Source organism: Herbaspirillum sp. CF444, from assembly GCF_000282135.1.
Lineage (GTDB): Bacteria > Pseudomonadota > Gammaproteobacteria > Burkholderiales > Burkholderiaceae_D > Herbaspirillum.
The window spans coordinates 66,702-90,533 of record NZ_AKJW01000115.1 but is presented as its reverse complement, the minus strand read 5'-3'; the positions used below and the strand labels follow the sequence as shown (position 1 = coordinate 90,533).

Here is a 23,832-nt window from a genome sequence, read left to right as displayed (position 1 = left end):
AATGATTAACGCTATTCTTGCCTTTGTCTCCTATCTCGCGACCGCGGTCATACTGCTTGCAGTCTTTGTGTTGATCTACGTATGGGTGACGCCATATCGCGAATTCAAGCTGATTCACGAAGGAAATACAGCGGCTGCAGTTACTTTGGCAGGCGCAGTGCTGGGATTCACTTTCCCGCTTGTGGCCTCGATCTATTACACCCAATCGCTTCTGGAAATGGTGGCTTGGGCGGGGATTACCTGCGCGGTCCAGTTGCTGGTGTTCATTGGCCTTCGCGGGCAAGCGAAGATGATTGAAGATGGACGTGTGGCGCCGGCCATTCTTGTTGCGACGTTTTCGGTTACGATCGGATTGCTCAATGCAGTCTGTATCAGTCATTGAAGATCGCAGCCTTTCCATAGCCCCAAATCCCTCTTCGGAGAAGAACGAGCAGGGTAATTGTCGAATGTCTTGATCCAATGAGTGATGAAGAGCGGGTAAATCGTGCGCTAGCAATGCCACCATGCCGAATGGCCGATGTCCCTCTATCCGAATTTCCAGCAGGGCATCATCCGAGAGTAATGGCTCAATGAATAGAGCTACGGCCACTATGGGCTATGTCTCAAATCGGCCAGAAGCTGACTTCTATTAAATTTGTAAATGTCTTCGTATCTTTAAAGTAGAAAGAGCATGAATTCTTTGAGACTGAAAATTGTATCGACGATGTTTCTAGTAGTGGTCTGTTCACTCGGATTTGCAAATGAACTGACCGTTCTTGGAAAAACCGCCCAAGATGCCTTCCAGGATAAGGGCGTTGTCGATCTTCTACGCGCAGTTACTAGGCGAGATGCCAAAGAAGCAGATCGGCTAGTCAAAACAGGCGTAAATGTTAATGCAGCCGGCTATGGCGGGGTCACTCCATTACTGTGGATGCAGTTCAACAAGAACAAAGACGCGATGAAGCTGCTCTTGGAACTTGGTGCCAATCCGAACCAGCGAATGATGCCTGGAGGCTCACCCCTTTGGCTGGCAGCAGGTGCAGGGAATATCGATCTCCTAGAACTGTTACTACAACATGGAGCAGATCCCAATATACCAATAGGGGCTAATAGCCCATTGAACGAAGCAGTATTAGGAAATCACCTGGATTGCGCCGAGTTACTTTTAAAGCATGGTGCAGACATTAACTTTCATGACGGACTTAATGGGCCGACCGTAATTAGTGCGGCAGTGGTTTCTGGCCGTTTGGATTATGTTAATTGGGCACTTGATCATGGCTATACGTACGATTTGAAGTTTTCGCGTCGTCTAGTTGAGTTGGAGAGGCCTAGATTTGGTCAGGCAGAACAGAAAGCAAAGGCACTAGCGAAAATTGATCAACTGATAGCATCAGGAATAGGAACGGCAAAGTAATTGTTCACGGAGGTAGCCTTAGATGTCCGTAACCGGCCAAAATCGGACGTGCGTATAGCTTGTAGTCACGCCATCGTTTTCGCAAAGAACTCAAATGAAAATAGTCTTCGCAAACATATTGGGATTGATATTTTTTAGTGCCGCGACCTCCGTCTACGCTTCTGGCGTTTTGGAGGATACATTGGAGTATGACGGTGTAGTCGCCACTGCGTGGACATCCGGAGCCACGTTGGACTTTCCTTATAACGACACTGTTTGGCGTTTCTCTCGAGAGGATGACAGATGTTCGGTACTTGGATCGCCGAGGGCCAGATGGAAAATATTCGAGGGACGGCTATGGTTGATCGGCCTCTTACGGTGTAGCGGTCCAGTAAGTCTTCACGATGCCTACGGCGTTTCCGATGAGCAGGTATTCGCGGACTGGATCACGTCGGATATTTCAACTTCTCGAGGAAATCTACTTTGTCGTTTTAGCTTCAGGGGCGGAATTACGGAGAGAACACTCACATTGACAATTGTGAGAGGGGTGCTGCTCCGAGTAACGGAAAAGGATAACGCTGACAATCCGAGAATAGTAGACTTTGATAAATATCTTGGCGAAGCCGACAAGGGAAGCATGAAAGGGATGATAGGGCCTTGCAACTAGTTTGCGGAGTCCGCAATCGGCCAGAAGCGGCCATCGAGCGATGGCCGGTATGCCACGAAGATCTGAAAGTAATTTGTCAGCTTGCCTCGGTAATATTCCTGCCACTTCGTTGTGTCAGCCGTCTATACATAATCATGAACTGAATTGATCGATTACGATGTTCCGCATTATGTTCGTAGTAAGTGGCTCTCTGTTTTGATGCTTTGAAAGCCCCAGTCCATTCCCATTAACTACGTCCAGCTTCCAGAGAACTTACTTAACACACAAAATTTTCCGTTTCCTCAATTTCCATCAAATACATAATGATAAGAACCAAGTTAAAACGACTTTTCGGGATATTGATAATAGTGATTATGACGGGATGTTCGACTACAACCCCACACCCCAATGAGGTTGCAGCGGTTAGTCAAGTTATGATTACAAGGACTCCGACACCACCGTTACGCCTTCCGACATTTAGCGAAGGATTCTTAAGTGGCTTATATAAGAGCTACCCCGCCCTTTTATCATATGGTCCTAAGCCAGATGAAGAAAAAATGGTTCAGCTTGTTCCTCCAACTATCCCAGACTTCGGAGAGATTCTTGCTCAGGAAATATACAAAGATATTCCGAAAGCATTCAAAGCATGGCCTACGACGAAGCTCTCTACTCAGGCTTCCTCCGAGAGCATTCGCCCCGGTGATACGGCGACACTGGAAGTTTCAATATCGAAGCAGTATGCCTCATGGGTGCATGGCCACCTCATGACGTTCGCCCAAATTACATTATATTCAGCCTCAGGTGAGGTACTGATGAAAGAAAAAATACATGTAAATAGCCTCTACGTTCAAGGTAGCAAGAAAGTCGACGAGATCGCCCAAAAAGGGAATTCCGTTCTTATGTCCGAGTATCAACTTGCGTCTTCCGAGATCGTCAGAAAGCTCGCTGAACAGCTAACTTTACTTGGCTTTCGATGAAAAGTAGCAAAAGCACCTTCGGGTGCTTTTTTATGTTTGACAATTTTTCTAGTTTTTCCAGTCTAAAATTTCTACGTTTTTACACAGCCTCGGCCAGAAGCCATTTGACCTGGAATGATGAGCCTCAGCATTTCCGCATGTAGGCTGAAGAAAACAAGATCAACAATTGGAATTCCGCTTTAGCGGAATGATTCCGGAGGAATAGTGATTCCACGCCATATCTTTGCCGTTCCATTGCTGGCGCTGTCGGCTTGCGCACATTTATCTACAGATGCACCTCGTTTCATGCCTGCGCCACCTGCGCCAAGTGGATTCGGCACAGTCTATTTTTATCGACTAGGGGCATTCCCAAAGTTACGAACACCCGCCGTGAGCATTGATGCCATCAAGGTCTATGATCCCCCCGAAGAAGCTTATACGTGGGTCTATGTCAAAGAAGGGGCCCGAGATTTTCGCGTCGAGTGGGCTTGGGATACGAAATGGCCCAAAGTAGAATTCAACGATTGGATTATTGCCGGTCAATCTTATTTTTATAAAATTTCAGGCAGCTTCGAAAACAAAGGGGTGACTGGCTACAATGAAGTGACCCATGTGTTGGGTAGCTCGACACAGCGCATTCCATATGAACGTGCACTGACTGAGCTACAAGGATGCTGTCGGTACCTCCCCCCTGACGTGCACGAAATACCTAAACCGTAAAACACCGCGCTGCATGTCGGCAACCGGCCAAGACCAACCAGCGTATTTACCATCGACAGTAACAGTAATGAATAAGTTAAATAGACTAAAAATTGCGTTCCTCATGCTATGTGTAACTTTGGCTAGATGTGCCGCTTTGGAAGGCGTATCTAACCGAAATTCATACCCATACAAAACTGATGCAGGCATGAAGGTTCTTTATGTTAGCGAAGCTCGAGATGAATGTTGGCTTCAATTGAGCGGGCAGATAGACGAAAGAATTCGTACAGTTTTCACGAGCGTCCGCAATCGGCCAAAAGCTGACAGTCGCGATTACGTTTCATTTGGGCTTCGCGCTAGGCCGCTTCAGATGAGCAGTTAAACAATATCTATTGAGAAAGACGATGAGCTACGACTTGTTTTTTAATTTTCCGCAGGCGGCGCAGCGTAGCGCCGTGGACGAATATTTCACCAGACGTCAGCTGTATAAGATTGATAGCGCGGTGGTTTATGAGAATCCAGATACCGGAGTCTATTTTGTCTTAGAGTTCCGTAATGAGGAAGGCGACCCGAACCGCGTAGTCGGCGCCTCGCTCAATCTCAACTACTTCAGGCCTCACATATTCGGTTTGGAAGCGGAGCCAGAAATTCGCGCTTTTGTCGAACGCTTCGATCTCGCCATTGATGATCCGCAAATGCACGGCATGGCTCAAGGCCCTTATACAAGCGCAGGTTTCTATTCCGGATGGAACGCAGGAAACGCTTTCGGCTATCGCGCCATTACCGCGGAAAACAAAGGGCCGTTCCTTAGCTATCCAGAAAAGAAAGCCGAGGCCGTTTGGAGTTGGAACAAGCAAAAGCGCGCGCTTCAAACCAGGATTGGCGAGAGTATGTTCGTGCCGACAGTGATGTTTGCCACTATTGACGGTCGCGTGCAATCGATAGTGGTGTGGGGAGATGGTATTCCAACGTTGATGCCGTTAACCGATGTGGTGCTCGTGGTACGCGACAAGTTCGCTCCCAAGCCGCTGTTCCGCGCAAAGCAAGGGAAAGATCATTGCCTAGTTTCGCCGGGTGATTTGAACGGGCTACTCGGCCCGTCAACCGACGAGGGCTATGCATTGCCGGTCCGCGTTCCGAACTACATCGATCCGGGAGCAGATATTGTTCGCTGGATAGGCAAATTACAAGCATTCAGTGGCGATCTGAAGCTAGTGAGGCCTGATCAGGTACTGAGCGAAGAGTTGCTTAAGGCAAGTGCCTGAGTTGCGCGTCATTTTGGCCGATCAGTAATACCTATGCTTAGGGGCTCTAACGACGTCTACAATCGGCCAGACGCGGCTGCTCTAAATTTAGTATCGAGCATGTCCGAATGCAATACCAGTAAAGTGAATATTTCAAAATGCCTTTTGAGCAATCAAATCAATTATTAACTGAGCGGCTTCTGCTTAAACGTCCATGCCGACAAGATGCAAACCGGATTCTTGCATATCGCCTGGCAAATCGTGATCATTTGCGGTCTTGGGAGCCAGCGCGGGATGATTTTTTCTACACACTTCAAGCAACCGAAAATCAACTCGGTACGATGCAAAAGCAGATGGAAGAGGAAACGGCAGAATATTGGATTGTGGAATCACGAGCCAATGCAGAGATGGTCGGCGAGTGCAGTTTTACAAATATTGTCCGCGGCTCGTTTCAAGCTTGCCATCTAGGCTTCTCTATCGCCCGAGAGTTCGAAGGCATGGGCTTAATGCATGAGGCATTGCAGATGGCTATATCCGATATCTTCGTAAATCATGGGTTGCATCGCATCATGGCAAATTTTCAGCCAAGCAATTCCCGTAGTGAGAAATTGCTAAAACGGTTAGGGTTTCAGCACGAAGGTCTAGCTTTGGAATATCTCAAAATAAATGGGAAGTGGATGGACCATATACTGACGTCAAAGATCAATCCTGCGGGGTGATAGCGACGTCCGTAATCGGCCAGTGGCAGGCATTCCCTAACAAGAGATTTTTAAATATGCGTAGAGAACCCGCCATGATTTTATCGGTCTTGGTTTCGATTGTGCCGACGTCATTGATAGCTTCCACCGGAGGCAACGATACTAAATATGGGGCGCTAGTGTTGCTTATCGGACTGCCGTTTTATTGTATGTTCACCATGCTGGTACTTGCCATCGTACCCATGCTCGTAAAGAGGTTAGGGTACCGCTCAAAGTTCGCTTATGTGGCTGCCAATGGTATTGCATGTCTCGCATTCGGTATCACGCTTTGCAGTGCCGGTGTCGATGGGCCGGGAATAGCTGCGGGCACGATAGGATTGCTTTCGGCCTTTTTTCTCGCCATGGTTTTTGAGAAAACGATAAGAATCCTGTAATACAACCACGCAGGAAAGTCTTCCAATCTAGCTGATGACCGTCCGCAATCGGCCAAATCAGTTGCCAATCGCGTATTGAAGCATGTCTAGAACTAGTGGCCTCGATCAATGGAGTATTTTCCAAAGCAACGACGGCAGCCGATACTAAGTGTCTCTCACAGGCAATAGTTACTTTTTTTGATACCGCTGTTTTATACTTGGTAGTTAACAAAAAGGGGGAGGTCGCGCTCAGACTGGTGAGTCGGCCTTTGATAACATTTAAAAGAAAGAAAACATGACATCAGGGGTTAGTCGCTTTCTCGCCGCGATCTTTTTGGCTGCGTCATTAGCCGGTTGTGCTTCCGGCCCAAAATACACAGAGGTTACCGGAGCAATCCCGTCTATTAAAAATGGGCAGGGACGTGTCTACTTTTTGCGTTCCTCGACATTCTTCGGTGGCGCTGCTCAGCCGCTCATTTATGTCAACAATCAAGCAGTGGGGCGATCCGAACCAGGTGGATTTTTCTTTGTAGACCTGCCGGCTGGCCCTTATCAAGCCAAAACGACCACAGAAACAGTGACGACTTTGGATTTCACGGTATATCGAAACGAGACCAAATACATACGAACAGGTGCCTCTCTCGGTCTATTCTTCCCACGCATGGAATTTACTATCATCCATGAGTCTATGGCGGAGCGAGAACTAGAGGAGCTAAGCTACACAGGAAAACCGCTTCCGACGGCATCAAAATAAATTTCCCGGATGGTCCGCAAACGGCCAGAAGCCGGCATTCAGCAGCACTGGGGGACATTGGTTCTACACGGGAGACGCGATTGAATATTGACCTAGAAACGTGGTTACTCGAGACTGGCGACATTGTTATTCGAAAAAAAGCCCAACTGGGTGAAAGTGCACTATCTGAATCTGACCGTGCCGTTTACTGGATGTGGTTAATCGACTATTCAGTCCGAAATGCTGGTTGCTTTGGGCCTTTGGAGGACATGGGCGCCAAGACGGCTCTCTCAGACTTGGCCCGTTTTGCGCAAGATACAAAGCTTTCAGCGCTATGTTTGTGGCTGCAACTTTCAGATAACGAAGAAGTTTTCTGCCGCACTTACTATCAACACTTTGATAAAGCATGCGGAGAACTCAAAGATCACTGCGTGCGGACTAGCGTCCAAGTAGGCAGCTAACGGCCAGAAGCGGAAGTATGTCGATATCTCACGTTTTGATGAACGAGGCGCAATGAATTACGTATCAGCAATATTTAACGAGTCGGTAAGGATTGTGACCTCTGGAACGATTCCACCTGACATCGAGTTGCTGGCCGCGAACCTAAATTCAGGTGAAGCTCATCTGCCATTTTCGTCGAAGAAGAACTTGGCTGAGGTTCTTACTGCCTTGCAGCGTGCCAAATTCTTTTTTGCCGATGAGCCGGCGGGCTGGCCACCTGCTGCAGTGTTTCAGCAGCTTCGCGAAGAATCGCTTGTGAGCGGGAAGGTTTTGACGGTTTGTTGGAAAAGGCAAGATGAACCTATTTTCGGAGAGGCATGACTAGTCCGCAACCGGCCAGAAGCCGAAGCTATAAAAGAACATCAACTTGAGGTAAAAATCAAAAGGAAATTCAAAATATGGCGCTCTTGCATCCTAGGGAAGACCTTGCAAATAGAGTTCCCGTTTGGAGCTCAATGACTGCGTTCTTTTTAGATACAGACCTTCGAAGAGAAGACATTCTATATATTGCAAAAGTATGTGCAGCCTCGCCATATTCTGCGAAAGAGTTGGAAAGAATAATGTTTTCAGAGGTATGGCCTGCATTTCTCCCTAATTTGTTCGCTACCGCCGGAGAATGGAGTGGATGGTCTGAAGATTTTGTGAGAGAACGTGTCATGAAGAAATACAAGCGTAGAATTTATTTTTCATGGCGTTTGAATCCACTTAAACGATACTTTTGCAAAGCCTATACGGTTGTCGAAAAAGAAGTTGATGTGAGCCGTAGAAAGGGACGTCCCCTCGGTTCTTAACGACCGCAACCGGCCAGAAGTAGGCGCCAGGTTGCAGCGAAATGATTTTATTATCACTGTAAAAGTAGAAGGACTTTATGAGCAATGCATGGTGCCATCTGCAATACAGATATGGCAATTCATTAGGAGCGCCGACACGCGATGAAATTATGGTCGCAGTGAAAGAGCTATATGAAGAAAACCTGCCGGACATGACTGAAGATGACTACGATGAGCACGGTGCTGCGTCGCTACGATATGGCTTTGACGACGGGCCAATGTACGTGCTTGAAATTACACGTTTGGGAACTGCACGCTGGTCCGAGTGGGCCGACGCAGATTTTCAAAAAGAGTTGTGCCCGACTAGAGAGATTAAGTCGCTTTCTCAAGAAAAGGCTTTTCTATTGTGGGAGCAACTCGGTGCGGGAGAAACTGACCTAGTCCGGATGCATTTTCAAACGGCTTAGTATCTGCTTGGGTCGGAAGCAGAGGTCCGCTAACGGCAAAAGCCGACATGCAAAGACCTAAATTTGCCAGTTCTTATTCATCCCCATTTCGAGGCAACACAACAACATGCGAATTACGCCTAGAACATTGCAGAAAATAGCGTTGATCAGCGGAAGCATCCCATTTGCAATCAGCCTCTTGGCGCATTTGATTATTTGGTTTATCCCAGGCTGTAATCCAAATCCATACTCACTTGGACAATGCACCGTCGGGACGATTAACTGGGCCTCATTTCTACTAATAGCGGGACTCGGCGGATTCTACTTAGGAATTTTGGTATGTGTATTTATCTCCATACCTCTATGCGTCGTTTCTGTTGGGCTTAAGATTTATCAAAAGAGGAAAAATCGCACAGTTCCCAATAGTATTTCTGCGACATAGCGAAAAATGTCCGCAACCGGCCAGAAGTAAAAATTCGGATTTTCTGGAAATATGCCAAACCTCACTTGGGGACAACCATGACCACTAAAAACACTAGTGTTGTAACTTCCATCACCAACTCACCTCGTAGACGGAGTATATGGCGCGGAATTATTGCAGGTGTTATTGCCAAGTTGATTGCCTTCCCCATTTGTATATTGATAGATATGTTTATCATCTGGCCTGCTCTGAACGGGACCACGTACCAGTCGTCGGGCCCGGTGGATGTAAATTCCAACGAATGGTTTATTTACCAAATTCCCGGCGCACTTTCTTATTTTTTTATTGGCTTCATTGCGGCCAGATGGTCTCCACCAGAATCTTGGCGCGCCCCAATCTTTCATATGGGGCTTTCTCTTGTCATGCTGCTTTTATCTCATCTGCCTAGTGTCGATGAAGTTTGGCGCAAAGAATTTTGGTACGTCTATCCGTTGCTCTGTATCTATGGTGGGGCTCTATATTTCAAAAGACGCGAAAGTATGTTGAATTAACTGAGCCGCAATCGAAGAGTTACGAAATTGTATTTGATGAAAAGCCATGACTGTCCGCAATCGGCCAGAAACGGACATTCAGCAGCACTGAGCACATTGCTTCTAAAAGGGGATACGATTGAATAATGACCTTGAAACGTGGTTAGTCGAGGCTGGCGACATTGTTCTTCGGAAAAAGGCCCAGCAGGGTGAAAGTGCGCTATCTGAATCTGAACGAGCCGTTGACTGGATGTGGTTAATCGACTATTCAGTCCGAAATGCGGGTTGCTTTGGGCCTTTGGAGGACATGGGTGCTAAAACGGCTCTGTCAGACTTGGCCTGTTTTGCGCAAGACGCAAAGCTTTCAGTGCTGTCTTCGTGGCTGCAACTTTCAGACAATGAAGAAGCTTTCTGCAGCACTTACTATCAACACTTTGACAAGGCGTGCGGAGAACTCAAAGACCATTGCGAGCGGACTAGCGCTTAGTGCATGCCTACTTTCGGCCGGAAGACGCCATTAAATCTGAGAACAAATTACCAAATGCTATGCCCGTTAAGCTAGTTATATTTGATTTAGACGAGACGTTAGTTCATGCGTGCCTGGAGCCTTTGGCGCACCCTGCTGATTGAGATTTGCTGACTATTTCATCTATATTCGACCATATGCGGCGGACCTAGTTAAATTTGCATCCGCGAAATTCTCAGTCGCAGTATGGTCTTCCGCAAGCCCTGAATACGTTGAGTTTATAAGTAACGCACTTTTTGGAGACCAACATGGTCTTCTCTTTAGCTGGGATGTGCAGAAATGTGTGCAAAAGGTAGACTCCCGCACCAATGGCTATGTGTACATCAAGGACCTTCGGAAGGTAATGATGCATGGCTATCAAGTAGAGGAAATTGTTATCGTCGATGACAGTCCTGAGAAAATTCAACGACAGCCTCGTTCTCACCTCGTTGTTAAGCCATTTCACGGTGACAAGGAAGATAAAGAATTGCACTCGGTCATAGCAAAGCTAGGAGAATTGGCGGTCTAGATAGCCGCAATCGGCCAGTTGCAGACTTCTCTCCTAAAGCCAAGAGCATAAAAATATGAACAAAGTTGATGCAAAAAATAGCCCCCTTCGCCGCCCGACAGACTTGGAGATTGATGCTGCTGAAAATAGTTTAAGGATGAAATTTCATCCGGACTATCGAAAGTTTCTTCTTGATGGAGGAGACGTAGCGAATGCAGTGTTTACTCCGGCGGTCGTTTTGCCAGGGTCGGGATACTGTGACTTGGTGGAGATTGCAGAAACCGCATGGAAAGTGATGGGCGTTCCTCGTCACTATTTACCGTTTATCGAAGATAACGGCGACTATTTTTGCATTACGTCTGACGGAGATATTGTGTATTGGTCTCACGACGGCGCAACAAGCGAACGATGGTCAACGCTGGAGCTGTGGTATCAACAGGTATGCGTGGACCGAAAGTGAATTAGCTCGTCCGCTTCCGGCCAAGCGCGGACGCTCACGATAAACCGTGTATGCCAATATTCAGGGGGCTTTGTTGGAAAAGTACATAAAGGTGCAGTGGCTGCACGATTTCGAATCGGAGCCTGTGATGATATACGTCGAACTCGACGAAAATCGTAATGAACTCCGCAAGGTTGAAGTCTACCGCGACGGCCATCATGATTTTTCCGATGGTTCTAGGTCAACAGGAAATACTAAGCTCAGTGAAGAGCCAATCCCTCTTATCCTGGATATCAATCAGGATGTACAGTTTGAAGCCACTCCGATACAACAGGAAGAGTTCGAAGCTATATGGAAAAACGCTTTGGTTTAATGAAGTCGAAATAGTCCGCTATCGGCCAGAAGCCAACATACAAAGACCTAAACTTGCCAGTTCTCATTCATCCCCATTTCGAGGCAACACAACAACATGCGAATTACGCCTAGAACATTGCAGAAAATAGCGTTGGTCAGCGGAAGCATCCCATTTGCAATCAGCCTCTTGGCGCATTTGATTATTTGGTTTGTTCCAGGCTGTAATCCAAATCCATACTCACTTGGACAATGCACTGTCGGGACGATTAACTGGGCCTCATTTCTACTAATAGCCGGACTCGGCGGATTCTACTTAGGAATCTTGGTATGTATATTTATCTCCATACCTCTATGCGTCGTTTCTGTCGGGCTTAAGATTTATCAAAAGAGGAAAAATCGCACAGTTCCCAATAGTATTTCTACGACATAGCGAAAAATGTCCGCAACCGGCCAGGAGCGATCATCTATTGTGCTCTGAAAAGAATCGCTAGTAACTCCGTTTAGCGCAGAACGATGAAAAAAATGAAAATCACAAAGGGGGAAAATTTGAGTGCATTGCGAGGAATCCCGGTTAAAAATTTAGTCCGAGCGCTCATAGTTAGTTCATTGTTTTTTATGCATCCGATTTGTAAAGCCTCGAGTTTCGATTGTCAGAACGTACCGACGGCAAAGAAGCGCGCGGTGTGTACAAGCCCAACGTTATCTCGATTGAATGAGCAGGTGACTGCTTCGTACCAACGCGCGTTGCTTCAATCGCCAAATCAAGACGAACGGAATGCAATAATCTCTGAGCAGAAAAAATGGCTCACCTCATTGAAGAATTGTCGTAGGGATGACGTAGACTGCTTAGAACACCGCTATCGGCGACGAGTGCTGGAGTTGTCGATTGATTGTACGGTTCCATCCGATCAAGAACAAAATGCTATATGCGGGGCAGAAGATCTACAGGCTCTGTACGATATTGTCGGAAATATGTGGGCAGAGTGGAGACCCTATATATCTCAGTTGCAAAAGATGGAGCGCAACGACGATCGTGCTTATCGACTCTTCTATGTAGAGATCGATCGATGGCATAGGGATAGCATGATGCCCTGTTTGTCATGGCAATGCCGCCGTAGCATGACGAAATCACTCATTGAGCACCAGCGTTTCCCTGTTGAAGCTTATACGCGTTTACGCAATTGGGTGACAAGTGAAGGTATGAATTCATCTCTATTAAATTCCGAAAAATGGAAGTTAACTGATGAGCAGGCCGTCCCCGCATGGAATATTGTTGATTCGAATATCTATATCTTGGGCGAGCTGCCAAAATGGTTCACACGAAATGTTTTTGAAAATCATGCTTTCGACATAGCCCCTTTTATGGATCGGCCATTTACCGATAATGAGCTATGGCACTTGGCGAAGCTCGTCAAACGTCTTTATCCCACTTGGCTATATCCTGATATGAAAGTCGATTTTCTCGGTATAACTCCTGCGGCGTTAAGAAGCGTCATTTTTTTAGATGGTGGAGGTGCAAAATGCAGTCCCCATCCTTTCAATAGTTCAGTCATGATTGACAAGGTGGCGCTGGAGGGTGGGGTCATACAGACAAAAAGTCATGTCCGTGATTCATTCAAAATCATTGAGATACGCGACCAAGCTGGAGAGCAACCTACACCAACTTGTACATCAGATGATCCTCGTTGGAAAGTGCCGAAAACTTATAAATCACGTATTTTTATAAATGAAATTCAGTCGGTTTTCGTACGAGCTGATGGCACTTTCTGGTTAAAATTTTCTGACGGAGAATGGTATCGATTTCGTGCGGATATGACCAGCGATGCATTGGAAATTGGCACAAAATTTCACGTAATTTCAGAAACTGACTTCAATCAAGTCAGAGATGATCGGACAGCCGGACTGTTCGAAGAAAAAATAATGAATGCGATACGGCTACATTAAGGTAGTGATATTTTCGCCGGCATTCCAAGTCCGCAATCGGCCATTTTGAGCCATTCGACAGCGACGAGCCAGTGGTTAATAATCGTGAGTTAAAACGTACTTAAGAGGACAAGGTTGATGCAGACTATGCGGGAAATCGTCACTAGCGGTACCGCACGTATAGCGGCTGAATGGGCCGGTGACGGCCAACCGATCCTCTTCCTCCATGCCAATGTCGCGGACCGACGGATGTGGAGTCATCAATTTAACGCGCTGGCGTCCAGCTATCGCGTAATCGCGTTCGACCGCCGAGGCTTCGGTGAGACGAGCATGGTTGACGAGACTTATAGCCAGACAGACGATCTGTTTGCTGTACTAGATCAACTGGCCGATAGTGACAAGCCGGCCATTTTAGTTGGCTGCTCGAGGGGTGGCAGCATTGCCATTGACGCAGCTCTCGCCTCTCAAGATCAAATTGCGGCATTGGTGCTGGTCGCGCCGGGTGTCGGCGGCGCACCAGCCGCAACACCCATCACTGCGGTGCAGCGGCTGCTCGAGGCTACCGAATTGGCGAGGAAGTCAGGAGATCTAAATAAGGTCAATCAACTGCAAGCGGCACTCTGGCTTGATGGACCGCAATCGGACGAGGGGCGCGTGAGCGGAAAAGCCCGCGACCTGTTCTTGGCTATGAACGCGATCGCTTTGGCTACGCCTTCCCTTGGTCGCGCTGTCGAACCCGAGCCCGCATGGGAGCGACTCGATCAAATTGCCGTTCCAGTACGAATCCTGTGCGGCAATCTGGATATACCGCACATCCAGACACGTTGCGCGCAGCTCGCCGCAAGACTCCCGAAGGGACAGCTCGAGATACTGACCTCCGCCGCCCATTTGCCAAGTCTTGAGCAGCCCGAACACTTCACTGAGTGGCTACTGAAAATACTTGCTGATTGCCAATAGATCGTACGACCATGGCGCTCATCTGCTGGAAGACAGTTTGTAAGTTGTGAAGGCTAGCTTCTTTGTGGATCGCGCTGAAAGTCCGCAATCGGCCAGGAGCAGCCGTTAATAAGGAGAAGCGATGAGCCTAGATTTCATACTCATAAAGTCACAGGGTCATCCTCTTTCTATTGAAGAGATTGAGATGGACGCTCAATTTGGTATAGGCGACTATAAAAATTTGGCGGAGAGATTTTTCGGCCCCGTGGTTTGGTCCGCTGGGACTGGAATTGCGACTCATGGCGATATGAGTTTTGAGCTGACACCGCACGATATTTCACTGTCTGTGACTGTGCGAGGTCATGAAGATAAAGTAGCTTACATTGAAAATGTCGCAGCACTTGCGATTAAGGAGTGCATCGTGACTATCGATGTGCAAGTTTCAGAACTTATCCTACCCTTGAGTGACTAGCTTCAGCGCATACGTCGAGTCGGTTCCAACTCTAGCCACCAGGGTAGCAATCGGTTTGCGAACGGGAGTCCGCAATCGGCCAGTTGCAGACGTTCAATAGACAAACCATTTCCTAAAAATTATGCAGCTATCCGAATTCATAAAAGTACCTCGAGGGATGCCCGCGTTGCAGAAGAACGGACACCTTTCGCGCTCGAATTCATACTTGGAAGACGGTGCCATCACTAAAGGGAAGGATAAATTGTGTTAACTCGGAAAAATTTGGAGGACAATTTCTCCGGTCTCTATGACTTGGGCGATGGAATCTTTAGATGCGAAGATGTGTTGCTTAAATCGACATTTTTCTATTATGTGATGCTAGGTAGAGACGTTGGAAATGCCAGAGATATTCTTCTCCTTTCTGCGGATGAGGCAGACGATGACTTTGCGTTGTTTATTTTTCATAATCAACCTGGCGAGATTAGAAATTCCCCGTTTGATATTTCTGAACTTCCATCGAACAAGCGAAATTTTTCAAACTTGGCTTTTGTGCGTGAAGACTGTCATGAATATTTCAAAGGAAGATTGGATAAAGAGCGTGAAAAATTAACGTTCTGCTTCCCCGTTCATAAATTCGAATTCACCGGAAGCGAGTCAAGAGAGGAATTTTCAATTTTACGTAAAGAGACTATCCCCATCTTGGACTGGGCAAGACAACCATCTCCGAAAATAATGTTGAGGTTTGACAATCCTAGAACGAAATCAGGAACTGGAAATTCGGATGTCTTTGTGAAATTTGAACTGCTGGAGCGAGAGATTAGAAATCTCAGCGGAGTCACAAATGGATTCATTGAAATTTCCAACTATAAAGGCCAGGTTGTGGAAGTGCTCTCACCGTCTGAGGAGTCTTTTGTCCTTATTCGAAATAGAGACGACAACGACCGTCAAAACCTGAGAAGCAAGGAGCTGCTGAAAGTTGTCTTTGATTTTCTAACTCACTAAGCCCGGTTATTAAATTCTGTTTCCGTCAGTGAACGGCCGTAACCGGCCAGAAACGGGCATTCATCAAGAGCACAAAGCGCTACGATTCCTATACAGGAAATATATGAGTAATCGAACTTTTGCCTGCTTGTACTGTAAAAAATTGCAGCGCAAAGACCAAAATATCAATGCATTTCATTGCCCGCTATGTGGTCGCGAAAGCATTCGGGTTCATTGGAAGCTTCATGTTCCGTCTCCTAAGAAAAAGAAGAAATGGAACTCCTTCTGGGATAGATATCTTCTCGAACTACGGCAGATTGAAGAATTTAAGTCCAACAAAAATATTCGCGAACTTCGTTTGCCGCTTTTGAATATTCGTTTGCGGCAATAGTCTGCTAGAAGAAAACGGCTAACCGATGTCCGCAATCGGCCAGAAGGAGACATCAGAGCTTTTCCGTGTCAGCAGGTGGCAGCCCATTCTTTAGAATTCTCGACTCAATTTGACCGCTGATATCAGCACCCGCAATCGGCCAGAGATTAACAATGAAAATAAAAATGCGATCAATCTTGCTTCTGGCGCTGCTGTTTGCTTCGAGTGGAGTCCATGCCGAACTTGCCTATAAAAATATACCGGCGTGCGGGGATGTTTATCGGAAAATCACCAGTCTGGTCGCCGGTGCGAAATATCGGGAAGCGCTGCCGATTGTCCTGCAAGAGCAATCCCGCTATCCATTAAAGAAGGATGCGGATACGAGTGCCGCCAATTTATGCCTGGAGACCCTTGCCGCCAATCTGTATAAGAAGGCAGGGAATATACCCAAAGCCATGGACATGCTGCAGGCTGTTTTGAAGAATAGCAAGAGCGAACTCGGCGAGAGCAATTCAATTTTGGTGTCTGCCGAAGTATCGTTGTCAGAGGTGTATATCGGCACCTCGCGTTTCAATGATGCGGTGCTGATCTTGGAGGACGCCAAAGGTATCGTTCTGCGTGCACAGTCCAGAGATAATTTGAATTTGATTTATACGCATCTTGGGGAAGTCTATGCGAACCTCGGCGCTCCTGAAAAAGCACTTGAGTACGATCTTGCTGCCTATGCCGATTTCAAATCGAATGCCGCCATCAGCGGCAATAAGTTCCGCGAAGGGATTTTTCTCAAAAATATCGCCTACGACTATAACAAACTGAGAAACTTCACCAAAAGCCTGTCGACGATCGAGGCATCATTGCGGCTAATGCAGGAAGTCGGCATCAGCGAAGACAACGCCGAAATATTGGACGCAAAACTGATCTGGGCCACGGCGTTACGTGAAACAGGTTCGCGGGAAAAGGCGATTCAAATCAATCAGGACGTCTACAAAATCACATCGAACCCGGGCTTTCAGAACAAGGTTCTGGCTGGCAAGGCGCAGTCCGATCTTGGCGTCAGTACCAGAGGCGTCGATCTGCAAAAGGCAATTGCCTATCAAAAGGATCTATACAAAAAATATGCCGACAGTAACGAGCTCGCCAGCCCGCAAGCCTTGATCAATGGCTTCAATCTGACTCAAAATCTGATCGCTTCAAACCAGGCGGATGAGGCTTTGTCATACGGAAATGCAATGTTGAAGTCGCTGGTCGACTTCAGAAAGAAAATCGCTGACAACGATCAGTTGTTGTCGACTTGGGTCAGGCAGTCCGAGACGATGATCAATATGTTGATTGGCTTGAATCTGACACATAATCGATTCGACGCATTGTTCTTGATTGAATATTTCAAAAGCCGTTCCTTGTCCGAAAAATTCCAGCTTTCAAACCTGGAAGGGCAGATCAACAGCACTGAATACAAAAATTTTAAAAACATCAAATTTCAGTTGACGCAAGTTAACCAGAAAATTGCGGTGAACAAGAGTCTGCATATCGATTCCCCGGAGCTGAACAAGGCGCATGCCGAACTTGGCAAAACCTTGCTTGATTATTCGCTGAATCATAATTTCAACGATTCCGTTCCGACCTCGAAAACGCCGCCGGCCTGGTATCTTGCGATGAACACGCTGGAGCGGGACGCCCTGAAAATCAGCTATAAATTCCTGGGCGGTTCTCTATGGGTTTTTGTCTATGATGGCAAAGAACTCTATACACGAAATTTGGGCGATTCGACGGCAATCAAAAAGACGATTAACGACTACCGGCTTTACACACGCAATAAAGTGCTGTCCACCAACCGCGCGATTCGCAGCAATGATCAGGAAACTGAAAAATATTTACGTATCCTGAGCGACAAACTGGTTGCGCCGATACAAGAAAAGCTGGGAGCCGGCGGGAAATTGCTGGTCAGTCCCGATGCCGAAATAGGCGGCATCGCTTTCGACGATTTAACGATCAACAATAAAAAGATGTATCAGTCTTTTTCAGTACGCATGTTGCCGACTTTCATGATCTACGACAATCTGACTGAAATGAAAAAGCAGTACACTGACAGTGACCGCAACGATTTTCTCGGCTTCGGCGGTATTTCGTACGAGAGCATCACGAAATACGACAACAACGTATCGCTCCAGCGGGAGCGCTCGCATTCCATGAGCCAGATGGATCTGGCTGTTATCTCCGACCAAGTAAAGAACCAGCCGGAACTGATGCCCATTGCAATGCTGAATTACACTGCTTGGTTCAAGAATCTGCCGTACTCTCTGGAGACCATCGAACATATCGGTCAGAGATTTTCACGCAAAAATATCTACAGCGATGAACGGGCCAGCGAAGCGTCGATCTACGACCTGATGAGGCATGGCAGCCTGGAACGCTATCGGATTATCCATTTTGCCGCGCATGGCTATGTGAATCCGTATAACCCCATGCTGAGTGCCATTGTGCTGGCACAAACCAACCGAGCGCCGAGCACCGACGGCTTCCTGACTGCCTCAAAAATAGCCGGACTAAGCCTGCACAGCGACCTGGTGGTGCTTCAATCCTGCGATACCGCGTATGGTACCTATCAGTCTGGAGATGGGGTCATCGGGCTGACATATTCATTTTTCGAGGCGGGCAGCATCGGTGTGATTTCGGCATTATGGCCAATCGAAGTCAGGAAGTCCGGCGAATTCTTTGAGCATTTTTACGATGAGCTGAAAACCACTTCTGTATCGGAAGCTTTGCGCAGGACCAAGGTTTGGGCCGCAAATCATGATTTTAGCCAGGATGATATCTCGGCCTATGTCTATTACGGGTTGTGATGAGAAACTCGAGCAGTATATTGAGTAGAACCAGCACTTATATAAGACGAATTGAGTGAATTACACCAGCGTTATTATCTCGGGGGAGCAGTTAATAAGTCCGTTATCGGCCAGAAACGGACGTATGAAGACTGACCATGAATACATAATTTCACAAGGGGAAATTGTGCAAGAGAAGAAAATTTACGCGTTGAATGGCATGGAAATAGTGAGACGTGGCGATGCCTATTTTGTGCGCTACGACGGAGGAGCTCATCAAGTTTGCTGGCGAGAAGACCAAATATCTAGAGAAGAGCTTGAGCAGATTAAAGCGGGAAGAACGGGGCAATACGATGTTTTCCTGGCTCTACAAAAGCGGATTATTTCTTTGGGAGAGGACCCGTATAAATCGAACTGGATACCTCTCGGCCCTGTCGGTGAGTGATATTTTTTCGTCCGTTATCGGCCAGAAACGGACTTCCATCGAGCTATATTGTTGCTAACGGATGACTCGGTCAGATGGCGGGCATCTTCAGGGAGGCACCCCGCTTCGTCAGGCCGCTGTCAACAACTAATAGCCGAATAGCCTTAGACTGGGTGTTATAAAGACAACGTATACATCAAGAATAAGATGACGTATCCCAGCGAGTCAAACATCAATAGCAGTGTTCCGCATATCTATGTGAAGTCGTGGATGGCCCTAGCACTGCTTCTTTATTCCGTCGACCAAATTGAGCGTTATGCCGGCTGGACGATCTTCCTATTGCCATGCATGATCCTCTGCTTTTTGGGGCTGTCGATAGCAGGCCTGATAAAAGTGGTGATATCAGTCCAGCGGCGGCAATGGCGTCGACTAATATTTATTCTAGCTGCGCCGGCTATATTTTTTCTGATCGCTCTGGTCATGTCGCTTGGCTTTGATTCGGACTGGCTACGATTCCAGCTTGCTCGTCCCTATTACAATTGGGTTGTTGATCATCTCCCTGCGGAGAAAGAGGGAAAGATGATGTGGGGATTCGGATCACGAGGCCATTTCCTGAGTCGGATCGAAACCCACGCGTTAGTCTATGACCGTTCTGACCGAGCGGCCAAGCAACCGAAGGCAGACGAGGCTTCTGAAATTATCATTCGGCCGCTAGGCGGACATTTCTATTTGATGACCGAAATCTATTGAGCTAGTACGGTACATACCAGAACCCAGCACATTTCATGCTTGGCATGAAAGCCCGCAATCGGCCAGTAGCGGCCATCGCAAGATATTCGGATAATGGGACATGCTCATCAGAAGCATTGCTATCGAAGTAAATTCCTGTAGGAGAGTGTGTGCGTCATCTGCAAGCTTACAAAAGTATTCTCGACCGCGCGTTTGTTATCGTGCTTACGACAAATTCCCATGAACGAAAAGCAGTGTTGGGCGTAATGCAGGCGCATCGTAAGCTTGTTACGCATCATTCATCGCATCGCGCTTACTTGGGTGTTGCAGCTGATCGAATCGTGCTTGTGCTGGACGGCGATGGTGCCTTTGCTGGCGCGGGGGCCGCATCACGCTTTTTAAGTGATTTTATCGCAAACGAAAGATATCCGAAACCGGCAGCGGTTGTGCTTTGTGGTGTGTGCTGGGGAAATCCGAAACTGACGGATATTGGCGATGTTTTGGTGGGGAGTTCGCTGATCTCTGTAAATCGATCGATCGCCAGCAAGTCTGGATTAATGGAACAGCCTAAGACATTCGAGACTTCGATGCCCGAGGAAGTTATTCGAGGATTTGCTGGAGTAGGCGTAATCGCACCATCGATTATGCTTTCTGTGGAAAAATTGTACGAAGAAACAACAGCACGCGATGAACTAATCACGAAATTTCCTAGCGCTCATGGAGGGGAAATGGAGGGATTTGTCGTAGTACCATCTTGCGAAAATAAATCTATTCCGTGGCTCATAATTAAAGCAGTATCTGACTTCGGTGATGATGATTTCAATCGCACGCCGCAGAATAATGTGTCAAAAAAGGCCGCTCAAACTCTCTTGAATGGCTTACCAGCGATTCCGATAGATAGCGAACACAAGGAAGGCTTACAAAGCTTAGCTGATGTTCTTCTGGGGCACTCATTTGAACTTCGAAAAGATTTGTTCTCCGCTGACGACTCCGTTACCCACCAAGTGAATAGAGCCCTCCGAGGGCTTGAGTCTGTAATCGATTTTTATACCGGTAGCGCGGCAATAGACCGTTTTCTTGCTAGCAACTTAACTGTGTTGTTTAAGGAATTGGCATTGAATGCGTTTGAGCATGGCAAGGCTAAGACAGTGCGCGTAAATGTCCTCCCTCATGGTGTAACGTTTGATGATGATGGAGATCCATATGTCATCGATAAACTGACGGTCGAAGCTAAAGGGCGTGGAGGGCAGCTGGCTTGGCAAAAATTTAAACGGGACATGCTTGACTCAGGAAAACTGGTAATGAAAAGTAAATTGCATGCCAGATCGAAGAATGGCGTGCGATTTGAGATTCACAATCCACACCCTAATTTGTCAGAAACAAAGGCGAAGTGTCGTGCTGAACTGGAGTGGAGGGCATCCCCAGCGATCTATGTACATCCCGAGTGTATAGATATCTACATTGATATTCGTCGCATTGAAATGATGACGATTATTTTCGACACTGTTGAAGAATTTCAGCCTCTGCTTGATGCAGGTAAGCGATTGTACGTTGCCTTAACTGATCGAGATGTCCTCTGGAAAATTGAAGCAGCCTTTACTGACGAAATAGCATCACAGGCATTGGTAATCTTATTCGACGAAGATTTAAGCGAGAAAGATCCATTTGCCAATCTGCCAGCAGCCACTCAGCTACAACCATCAAGAATGCCAGGTCTTGGTCTTTTCGCTCGCCTTCGTTCATTGTTGAGTAAGTAAGCTCATTTGATATACAAAGCTCAACTCCGATAAGAAGAATGAAAGCTAAACCGTAAGATATGATATCTACAATCAGCGGCCAAGAGCAGACCTCTAACTAGCAAAAAAATGCCACTCTTACATCCTAGTGACGACATCTCTAATAGAGCGCCTGTTTGGAATGCGATGGCAGCGTTTTTTCTAGACAACGAGCTTCAGGAAATAGAGATTTCACATATTGCGGAAGTTTGCTCCCTATCCCCATACTCACAAAAAGAGCTTGAACGAATAATGTTCTCAGAGGTATGGCCGGCATTTCTTCCTAACTTATTCGCCATTGCAGGTGAATGGAGTGGATGGCCTGAGGACTTTGTCATTGAGCGTGTCATGAAGCGGTATAGAAGAAATAGAATTTATTTTTCATGGCGTTTCAACCCGTTAAAACGATATTGTTGTGGGGCTTGGGCATCAGTCGAAAAACAAATTGACGTGCTCCGTAAAAATAGGAGCACAACAGAGTCCTAACGGCCGCAATCGGCCAGAAGCTGTCGTTCATAACGTTACGTCGTCTTATAAAACAGAGAACCACTAAATGCGAAATATCGCACAAAAAATAATCTTACTGCTGGCTATAGGAGTATCTTCGACGCCAGTATTTGCACAGTATGCGCCAGGAATTCCGCCGGCTAATTATATGGTTTTTGCACTTACGCTTAAGTCATTACGTCAATGTGAATTGCAACATCCCGAATTTCTCGGTGTGATAAATACATTCGAGTCTGAAGTTGTAGATGCTAGCCGCAACCTCGGCGGCTTAGATGATTTTAGAGCATCCCTACCTGTGATTTTTTTGCGTGTCAAAAGCATGGAATCGCTCGCCGAAAAAATCACTCTTGAAGAATGCAAATGGTATTGGGAGAATAGGCTGCCCACCATAGCTCGTCTGTTTGACGAGATGCATAACCAAAAGTAGAGAGTTGGTTTATGAAAGGCGTGTACAATCGTGAGCGATTTTTGATGTATTCCACCGAGGTCAGCAATCGGCCAGAAGAAGACCTCCCTCGCAGTTTGTATGGAACAATTTTTAAGCTTAAATTTGTCTAGTAAAGTCGGGGCGATTCACATTTGCGAAGCGAATTTTCGCTGCCGAATGCGAATACCGAGGACGCGGTAACTCACTATTTTTTTGTGTAATGCTGATCAAAAAACGTCATAATTGCCTCTGAAAAATATGGTTTTTTGGGTGTTTTTGGATTGCCTGGATCCAGCTCTCGCACTCGACAATATTTGGGGTCTTTTGAAACTGATGCTCTTAGGAGGTGAAACTTGTCGTTTGTGAGGAAATCGCTGTACCTTTGACGGCAACGGTTCTGGACTTGGGCGTAGTCCAGCGGATACTTGGCAGTTATTTGCTCTTCCGTCATCTGGATCGGCATCGCGTCAGGATCATTTGATAGCTGCACTGCCATCGCATGCGTGGCAGTGGACCGGACAAACTTTAGATTTACATTCACCGAGACAGCATAATGGCGATCGCTCTCTTTGTTTGTCTCCATACTTTCGATATAGCTGACGACTCGTCTTTGCTCTTTGGTTAGAACAATCGCATCTGCGGCGGCCACCGGATTGAAGAACGCGAGCGGCATGAGATGAAAGTTGTAGTCTGCGTAGTTCATAGAAAACCACTCCTGGCTAGCGATAACGAAATTTTTTACAGCGGCCGTTCCTAGTTCTTGAAGACGCTCTGCCAAACTGGGATTGTCGTTGTAGAAGTGGATCGAGTTATCCCGTACCTCTGTAAGTGCCAACAAATTTCGCTCCACTTCGATGTCAAGGGCTTTGCTGGCAACTAGGCTTTTAACAAAATGGTCGAGGCTATGGGTCATGGGATTGCCGGCTCGATTCGTTTTGTAGCGGAGCCTCGGAGACTTGGGTGAGGACTTTGAGAGCGCCTGTTTAGCGCCGCCCGTATCTGAAACGTACAGGCTTGCAAGCTTATTTTTGTTATCTTTCAGCCACTTTGCTTTAAGCAGCAGCTCCCACGCATTTATGGCGAGGACCGCGAATGTTTCTTCCCGATACATAAAAACAGGTTTGTTATATATCTCGATTGCGGCAACCATCGCAGCGACGGATTTATCAAGAATTACAAGCGAGCGTGCTCTCATATATTCCCCCAAATTAGTCCAGAACTGACGCCATCATAGCGTGCTGACGCTGATTTTCAC

Annotated in this window: 29 protein-coding genes; 28 read left to right on the top strand and 1 reads right to left on the bottom strand. The window is 46.9% G+C overall.

The genetic code is table 11. From position 1 onward, the window contains the following. The first annotated feature begins 1 nt into the window (after position 1). The 28 genes from PMI16_RS23685 (at position 2) to PMI16_RS26160 (ending at position 22,577) form a co-directional block, all read left to right on the top strand. Entirely contained in the window at positions 2-382 is a 381-nt protein-coding gene (locus PMI16_RS23685) for a DUF350 domain-containing protein (protein ID WP_007884336.1), read from the top strand. Between the two features lie 288 nt (positions 383-670). Then, entirely contained in the window at positions 671-1,393 is a 723-nt protein-coding gene (locus tag PMI16_RS23680; RefSeq protein WP_007884329.1) for an ankyrin repeat domain-containing protein, read from the top strand. 1,182 nt (positions 1,394-2,575) lie between these two features. Further along, on the top strand, positions 2,576-2,995 hold the full coding sequence (locus PMI16_RS23670; protein WP_034382073.1) for a hypothetical protein: 420 nt from the start codon (positions 2,576-2,578) through the stop codon (positions 2,993-2,995). 204 nt (positions 2,996-3,199) lie between these two features. After that, complete coding sequence (locus tag PMI16_RS26185; protein WP_157212786.1) at positions 3,200-3,694, top strand: hypothetical protein; 495 nt, start codon at positions 3,200-3,202, stop codon at positions 3,692-3,694. A 383-nt stretch (positions 3,695-4,077) separates the two neighbouring features. Then, positions 4,078-4,938 carry a hypothetical protein gene (locus PMI16_RS23665; RefSeq protein ID WP_007884325.1) on the top strand — a complete coding sequence of 287 codons (861 nt, stop codon included), beginning with the start codon at positions 4,078-4,080 and terminating at the stop codon, positions 4,936-4,938. 137 nt (positions 4,939-5,075) lie between these two features. Then, complete coding sequence (locus tag PMI16_RS23660) at positions 5,076-5,636, top strand: GNAT family N-acetyltransferase (protein ID WP_007884309.1); 561 nt, start codon at positions 5,076-5,078, stop codon at positions 5,634-5,636. A 74-nt stretch (positions 5,637-5,710) separates the two neighbouring features. Then, a complete protein-coding gene (locus tag PMI16_RS23655) occupies positions 5,711-6,049 on the top strand; it encodes a hypothetical protein (RefSeq protein WP_007884306.1) in 339 nt (112 codons plus the stop codon). A 274-nt stretch (positions 6,050-6,323) separates the two neighbouring features. After that, positions 6,324-6,782, top strand: coding sequence for a DUF2846 domain-containing protein (locus PMI16_RS25560; RefSeq protein WP_081493468.1), 459 nt, complete (start codon positions 6,324-6,326; stop codon positions 6,780-6,782). Between the two features lie 80 nt (positions 6,783-6,862). Then, complete coding sequence (locus PMI16_RS23650; protein ID WP_034382069.1) at positions 6,863-7,222, top strand: hypothetical protein; 360 nt, start codon at positions 6,863-6,865, stop codon at positions 7,220-7,222. Between the two features lie 52 nt (positions 7,223-7,274). Then, positions 7,275-7,583: a hypothetical protein gene (locus tag PMI16_RS25100; protein ID WP_051994718.1), complete on the top strand. Its 309-nt coding sequence runs from the start codon at positions 7,275-7,277 to the stop codon at positions 7,581-7,583. Positions 7,584-7,660: 77 nt separating this feature from the next. Then, positions 7,661-8,053 carry a DUF7079 family protein gene (locus PMI16_RS26180; RefSeq protein WP_157212785.1) on the top strand — a complete coding sequence of 131 codons (393 nt, stop codon included), beginning with the start codon at positions 7,661-7,663 and terminating at the stop codon, positions 8,051-8,053. A gap of 77 nt (positions 8,054-8,130) precedes the next feature. Further along, entirely contained in the window at positions 8,131-8,499 is a 369-nt protein-coding gene (locus PMI16_RS23640; protein WP_007884304.1) for a hypothetical protein, read from the top strand. Positions 8,500-8,997: 498 nt separating this feature from the next. Beyond that, positions 8,998-9,450: a hypothetical protein gene (locus PMI16_RS26175; protein ID WP_157212784.1), complete on the top strand. Its 453-nt coding sequence runs from the start codon at positions 8,998-9,000 to the stop codon at positions 9,448-9,450. 118 nt (positions 9,451-9,568) lie between these two features. Next, positions 9,569-9,916 carry a hypothetical protein gene (locus PMI16_RS23635; protein WP_034382064.1) on the top strand — a complete coding sequence of 116 codons (348 nt, stop codon included), beginning with the start codon at positions 9,569-9,571 and terminating at the stop codon, positions 9,914-9,916. A 139-nt stretch (positions 9,917-10,055) separates the two neighbouring features. Then, positions 10,056-10,463, top strand: coding sequence for an HAD family hydrolase (locus tag PMI16_RS26820; RefSeq protein ID WP_081493467.1), 408 nt, complete (start codon positions 10,056-10,058; stop codon positions 10,461-10,463). A gap of 55 nt (positions 10,464-10,518) precedes the next feature. After that, positions 10,519-10,902 (top strand): SMI1/KNR4 family protein, encoded by a 384-nt coding sequence (locus PMI16_RS25550; RefSeq protein ID WP_081493466.1) that lies wholly within the window; start codon positions 10,519-10,521, stop codon positions 10,900-10,902. A gap of 46 nt (positions 10,903-10,948) precedes the next feature. After that, positions 10,949-11,254, top strand: a complete 306-nt coding sequence (locus tag PMI16_RS23625) for a DUF6881 domain-containing protein (protein ID WP_237719941.1) — start codon at positions 10,949-10,951, stop codon at positions 11,252-11,254. 503 nt (positions 11,255-11,757) lie between these two features. Further along, positions 11,758-13,179: a lysozyme inhibitor LprI family protein gene (locus tag PMI16_RS26170; RefSeq protein WP_007884299.1), complete on the top strand. Its 1,422-nt coding sequence runs from the start codon at positions 11,758-11,760 to the stop codon at positions 13,177-13,179. Between the two features lie 117 nt (positions 13,180-13,296). Then, complete coding sequence (locus tag PMI16_RS23620) at positions 13,297-14,115, top strand: alpha/beta fold hydrolase (RefSeq protein WP_007884297.1); 819 nt, start codon at positions 13,297-13,299, stop codon at positions 14,113-14,115. A gap of 121 nt (positions 14,116-14,236) precedes the next feature. Continuing rightward, positions 14,237-14,566 (top strand): hypothetical protein, encoded by a 330-nt coding sequence (locus tag PMI16_RS23615; RefSeq protein ID WP_007884295.1) that lies wholly within the window; start codon positions 14,237-14,239, stop codon positions 14,564-14,566. 243 nt (positions 14,567-14,809) lie between these two features. Beyond that, the gene (locus PMI16_RS25095) at positions 14,810-15,547 is read left to right on the top strand and encodes a hypothetical protein (protein WP_007884293.1); all 738 of its coding nucleotides are present in this window, start codon (positions 14,810-14,812) and stop codon (positions 15,545-15,547) included. A gap of 103 nt (positions 15,548-15,650) precedes the next feature. Beyond that, positions 15,651-15,917 carry a hypothetical protein gene (locus PMI16_RS26165; protein WP_157212782.1) on the top strand — a complete coding sequence of 89 codons (267 nt, stop codon included), beginning with the start codon at positions 15,651-15,653 and terminating at the stop codon, positions 15,915-15,917. Positions 15,918-16,069: 152 nt separating this feature from the next. Continuing rightward, entirely contained in the window at positions 16,070-18,736 is a 2,667-nt protein-coding gene (locus PMI16_RS23605) for a CHAT domain-containing protein (protein ID WP_007884291.1), read from the top strand. A 124-nt stretch (positions 18,737-18,860) separates the two neighbouring features. Beyond that, positions 18,861-19,160, top strand: coding sequence for a hypothetical protein (locus PMI16_RS23600; RefSeq protein ID WP_034382053.1), 300 nt, complete (start codon positions 18,861-18,863; stop codon positions 19,158-19,160). A gap of 186 nt (positions 19,161-19,346) precedes the next feature. Next, on the top strand, positions 19,347-19,889 hold the full coding sequence (locus tag PMI16_RS23595) for a hypothetical protein (protein WP_007884289.1): 543 nt from the start codon (positions 19,347-19,349) through the stop codon (positions 19,887-19,889). A 149-nt stretch (positions 19,890-20,038) separates the two neighbouring features. Beyond that, entirely contained in the window at positions 20,039-21,625 is a 1,587-nt protein-coding gene (locus tag PMI16_RS23590; protein ID WP_007884281.1) for a phosphorylase family protein, read from the top strand. Between the two features lie 108 nt (positions 21,626-21,733). Continuing rightward, the gene (locus PMI16_RS26815; RefSeq protein WP_443134903.1) at positions 21,734-22,129 is read left to right on the top strand and encodes a DUF7079 family protein; all 396 of its coding nucleotides are present in this window, start codon (positions 21,734-21,736) and stop codon (positions 22,127-22,129) included. A 67-nt stretch (positions 22,130-22,196) separates the two neighbouring features. Beyond that, entirely contained in the window at positions 22,197-22,577 is a 381-nt protein-coding gene (locus PMI16_RS26160; protein WP_157212781.1) for a hypothetical protein, read from the top strand. Positions 22,578-22,782: 205 nt separating this feature from the next. Here the strand turns inward: PMI16_RS26160 and PMI16_RS23585 are convergent, their stop codons facing one another. Further along, a complete protein-coding gene (locus PMI16_RS23585; protein ID WP_034382047.1) occupies positions 22,783-23,772 on the bottom strand; it encodes a DUF3644 domain-containing protein in 990 nt (329 codons plus the stop codon). Between the last annotated feature and the right edge of the window lie 60 nt (positions 23,773-23,832).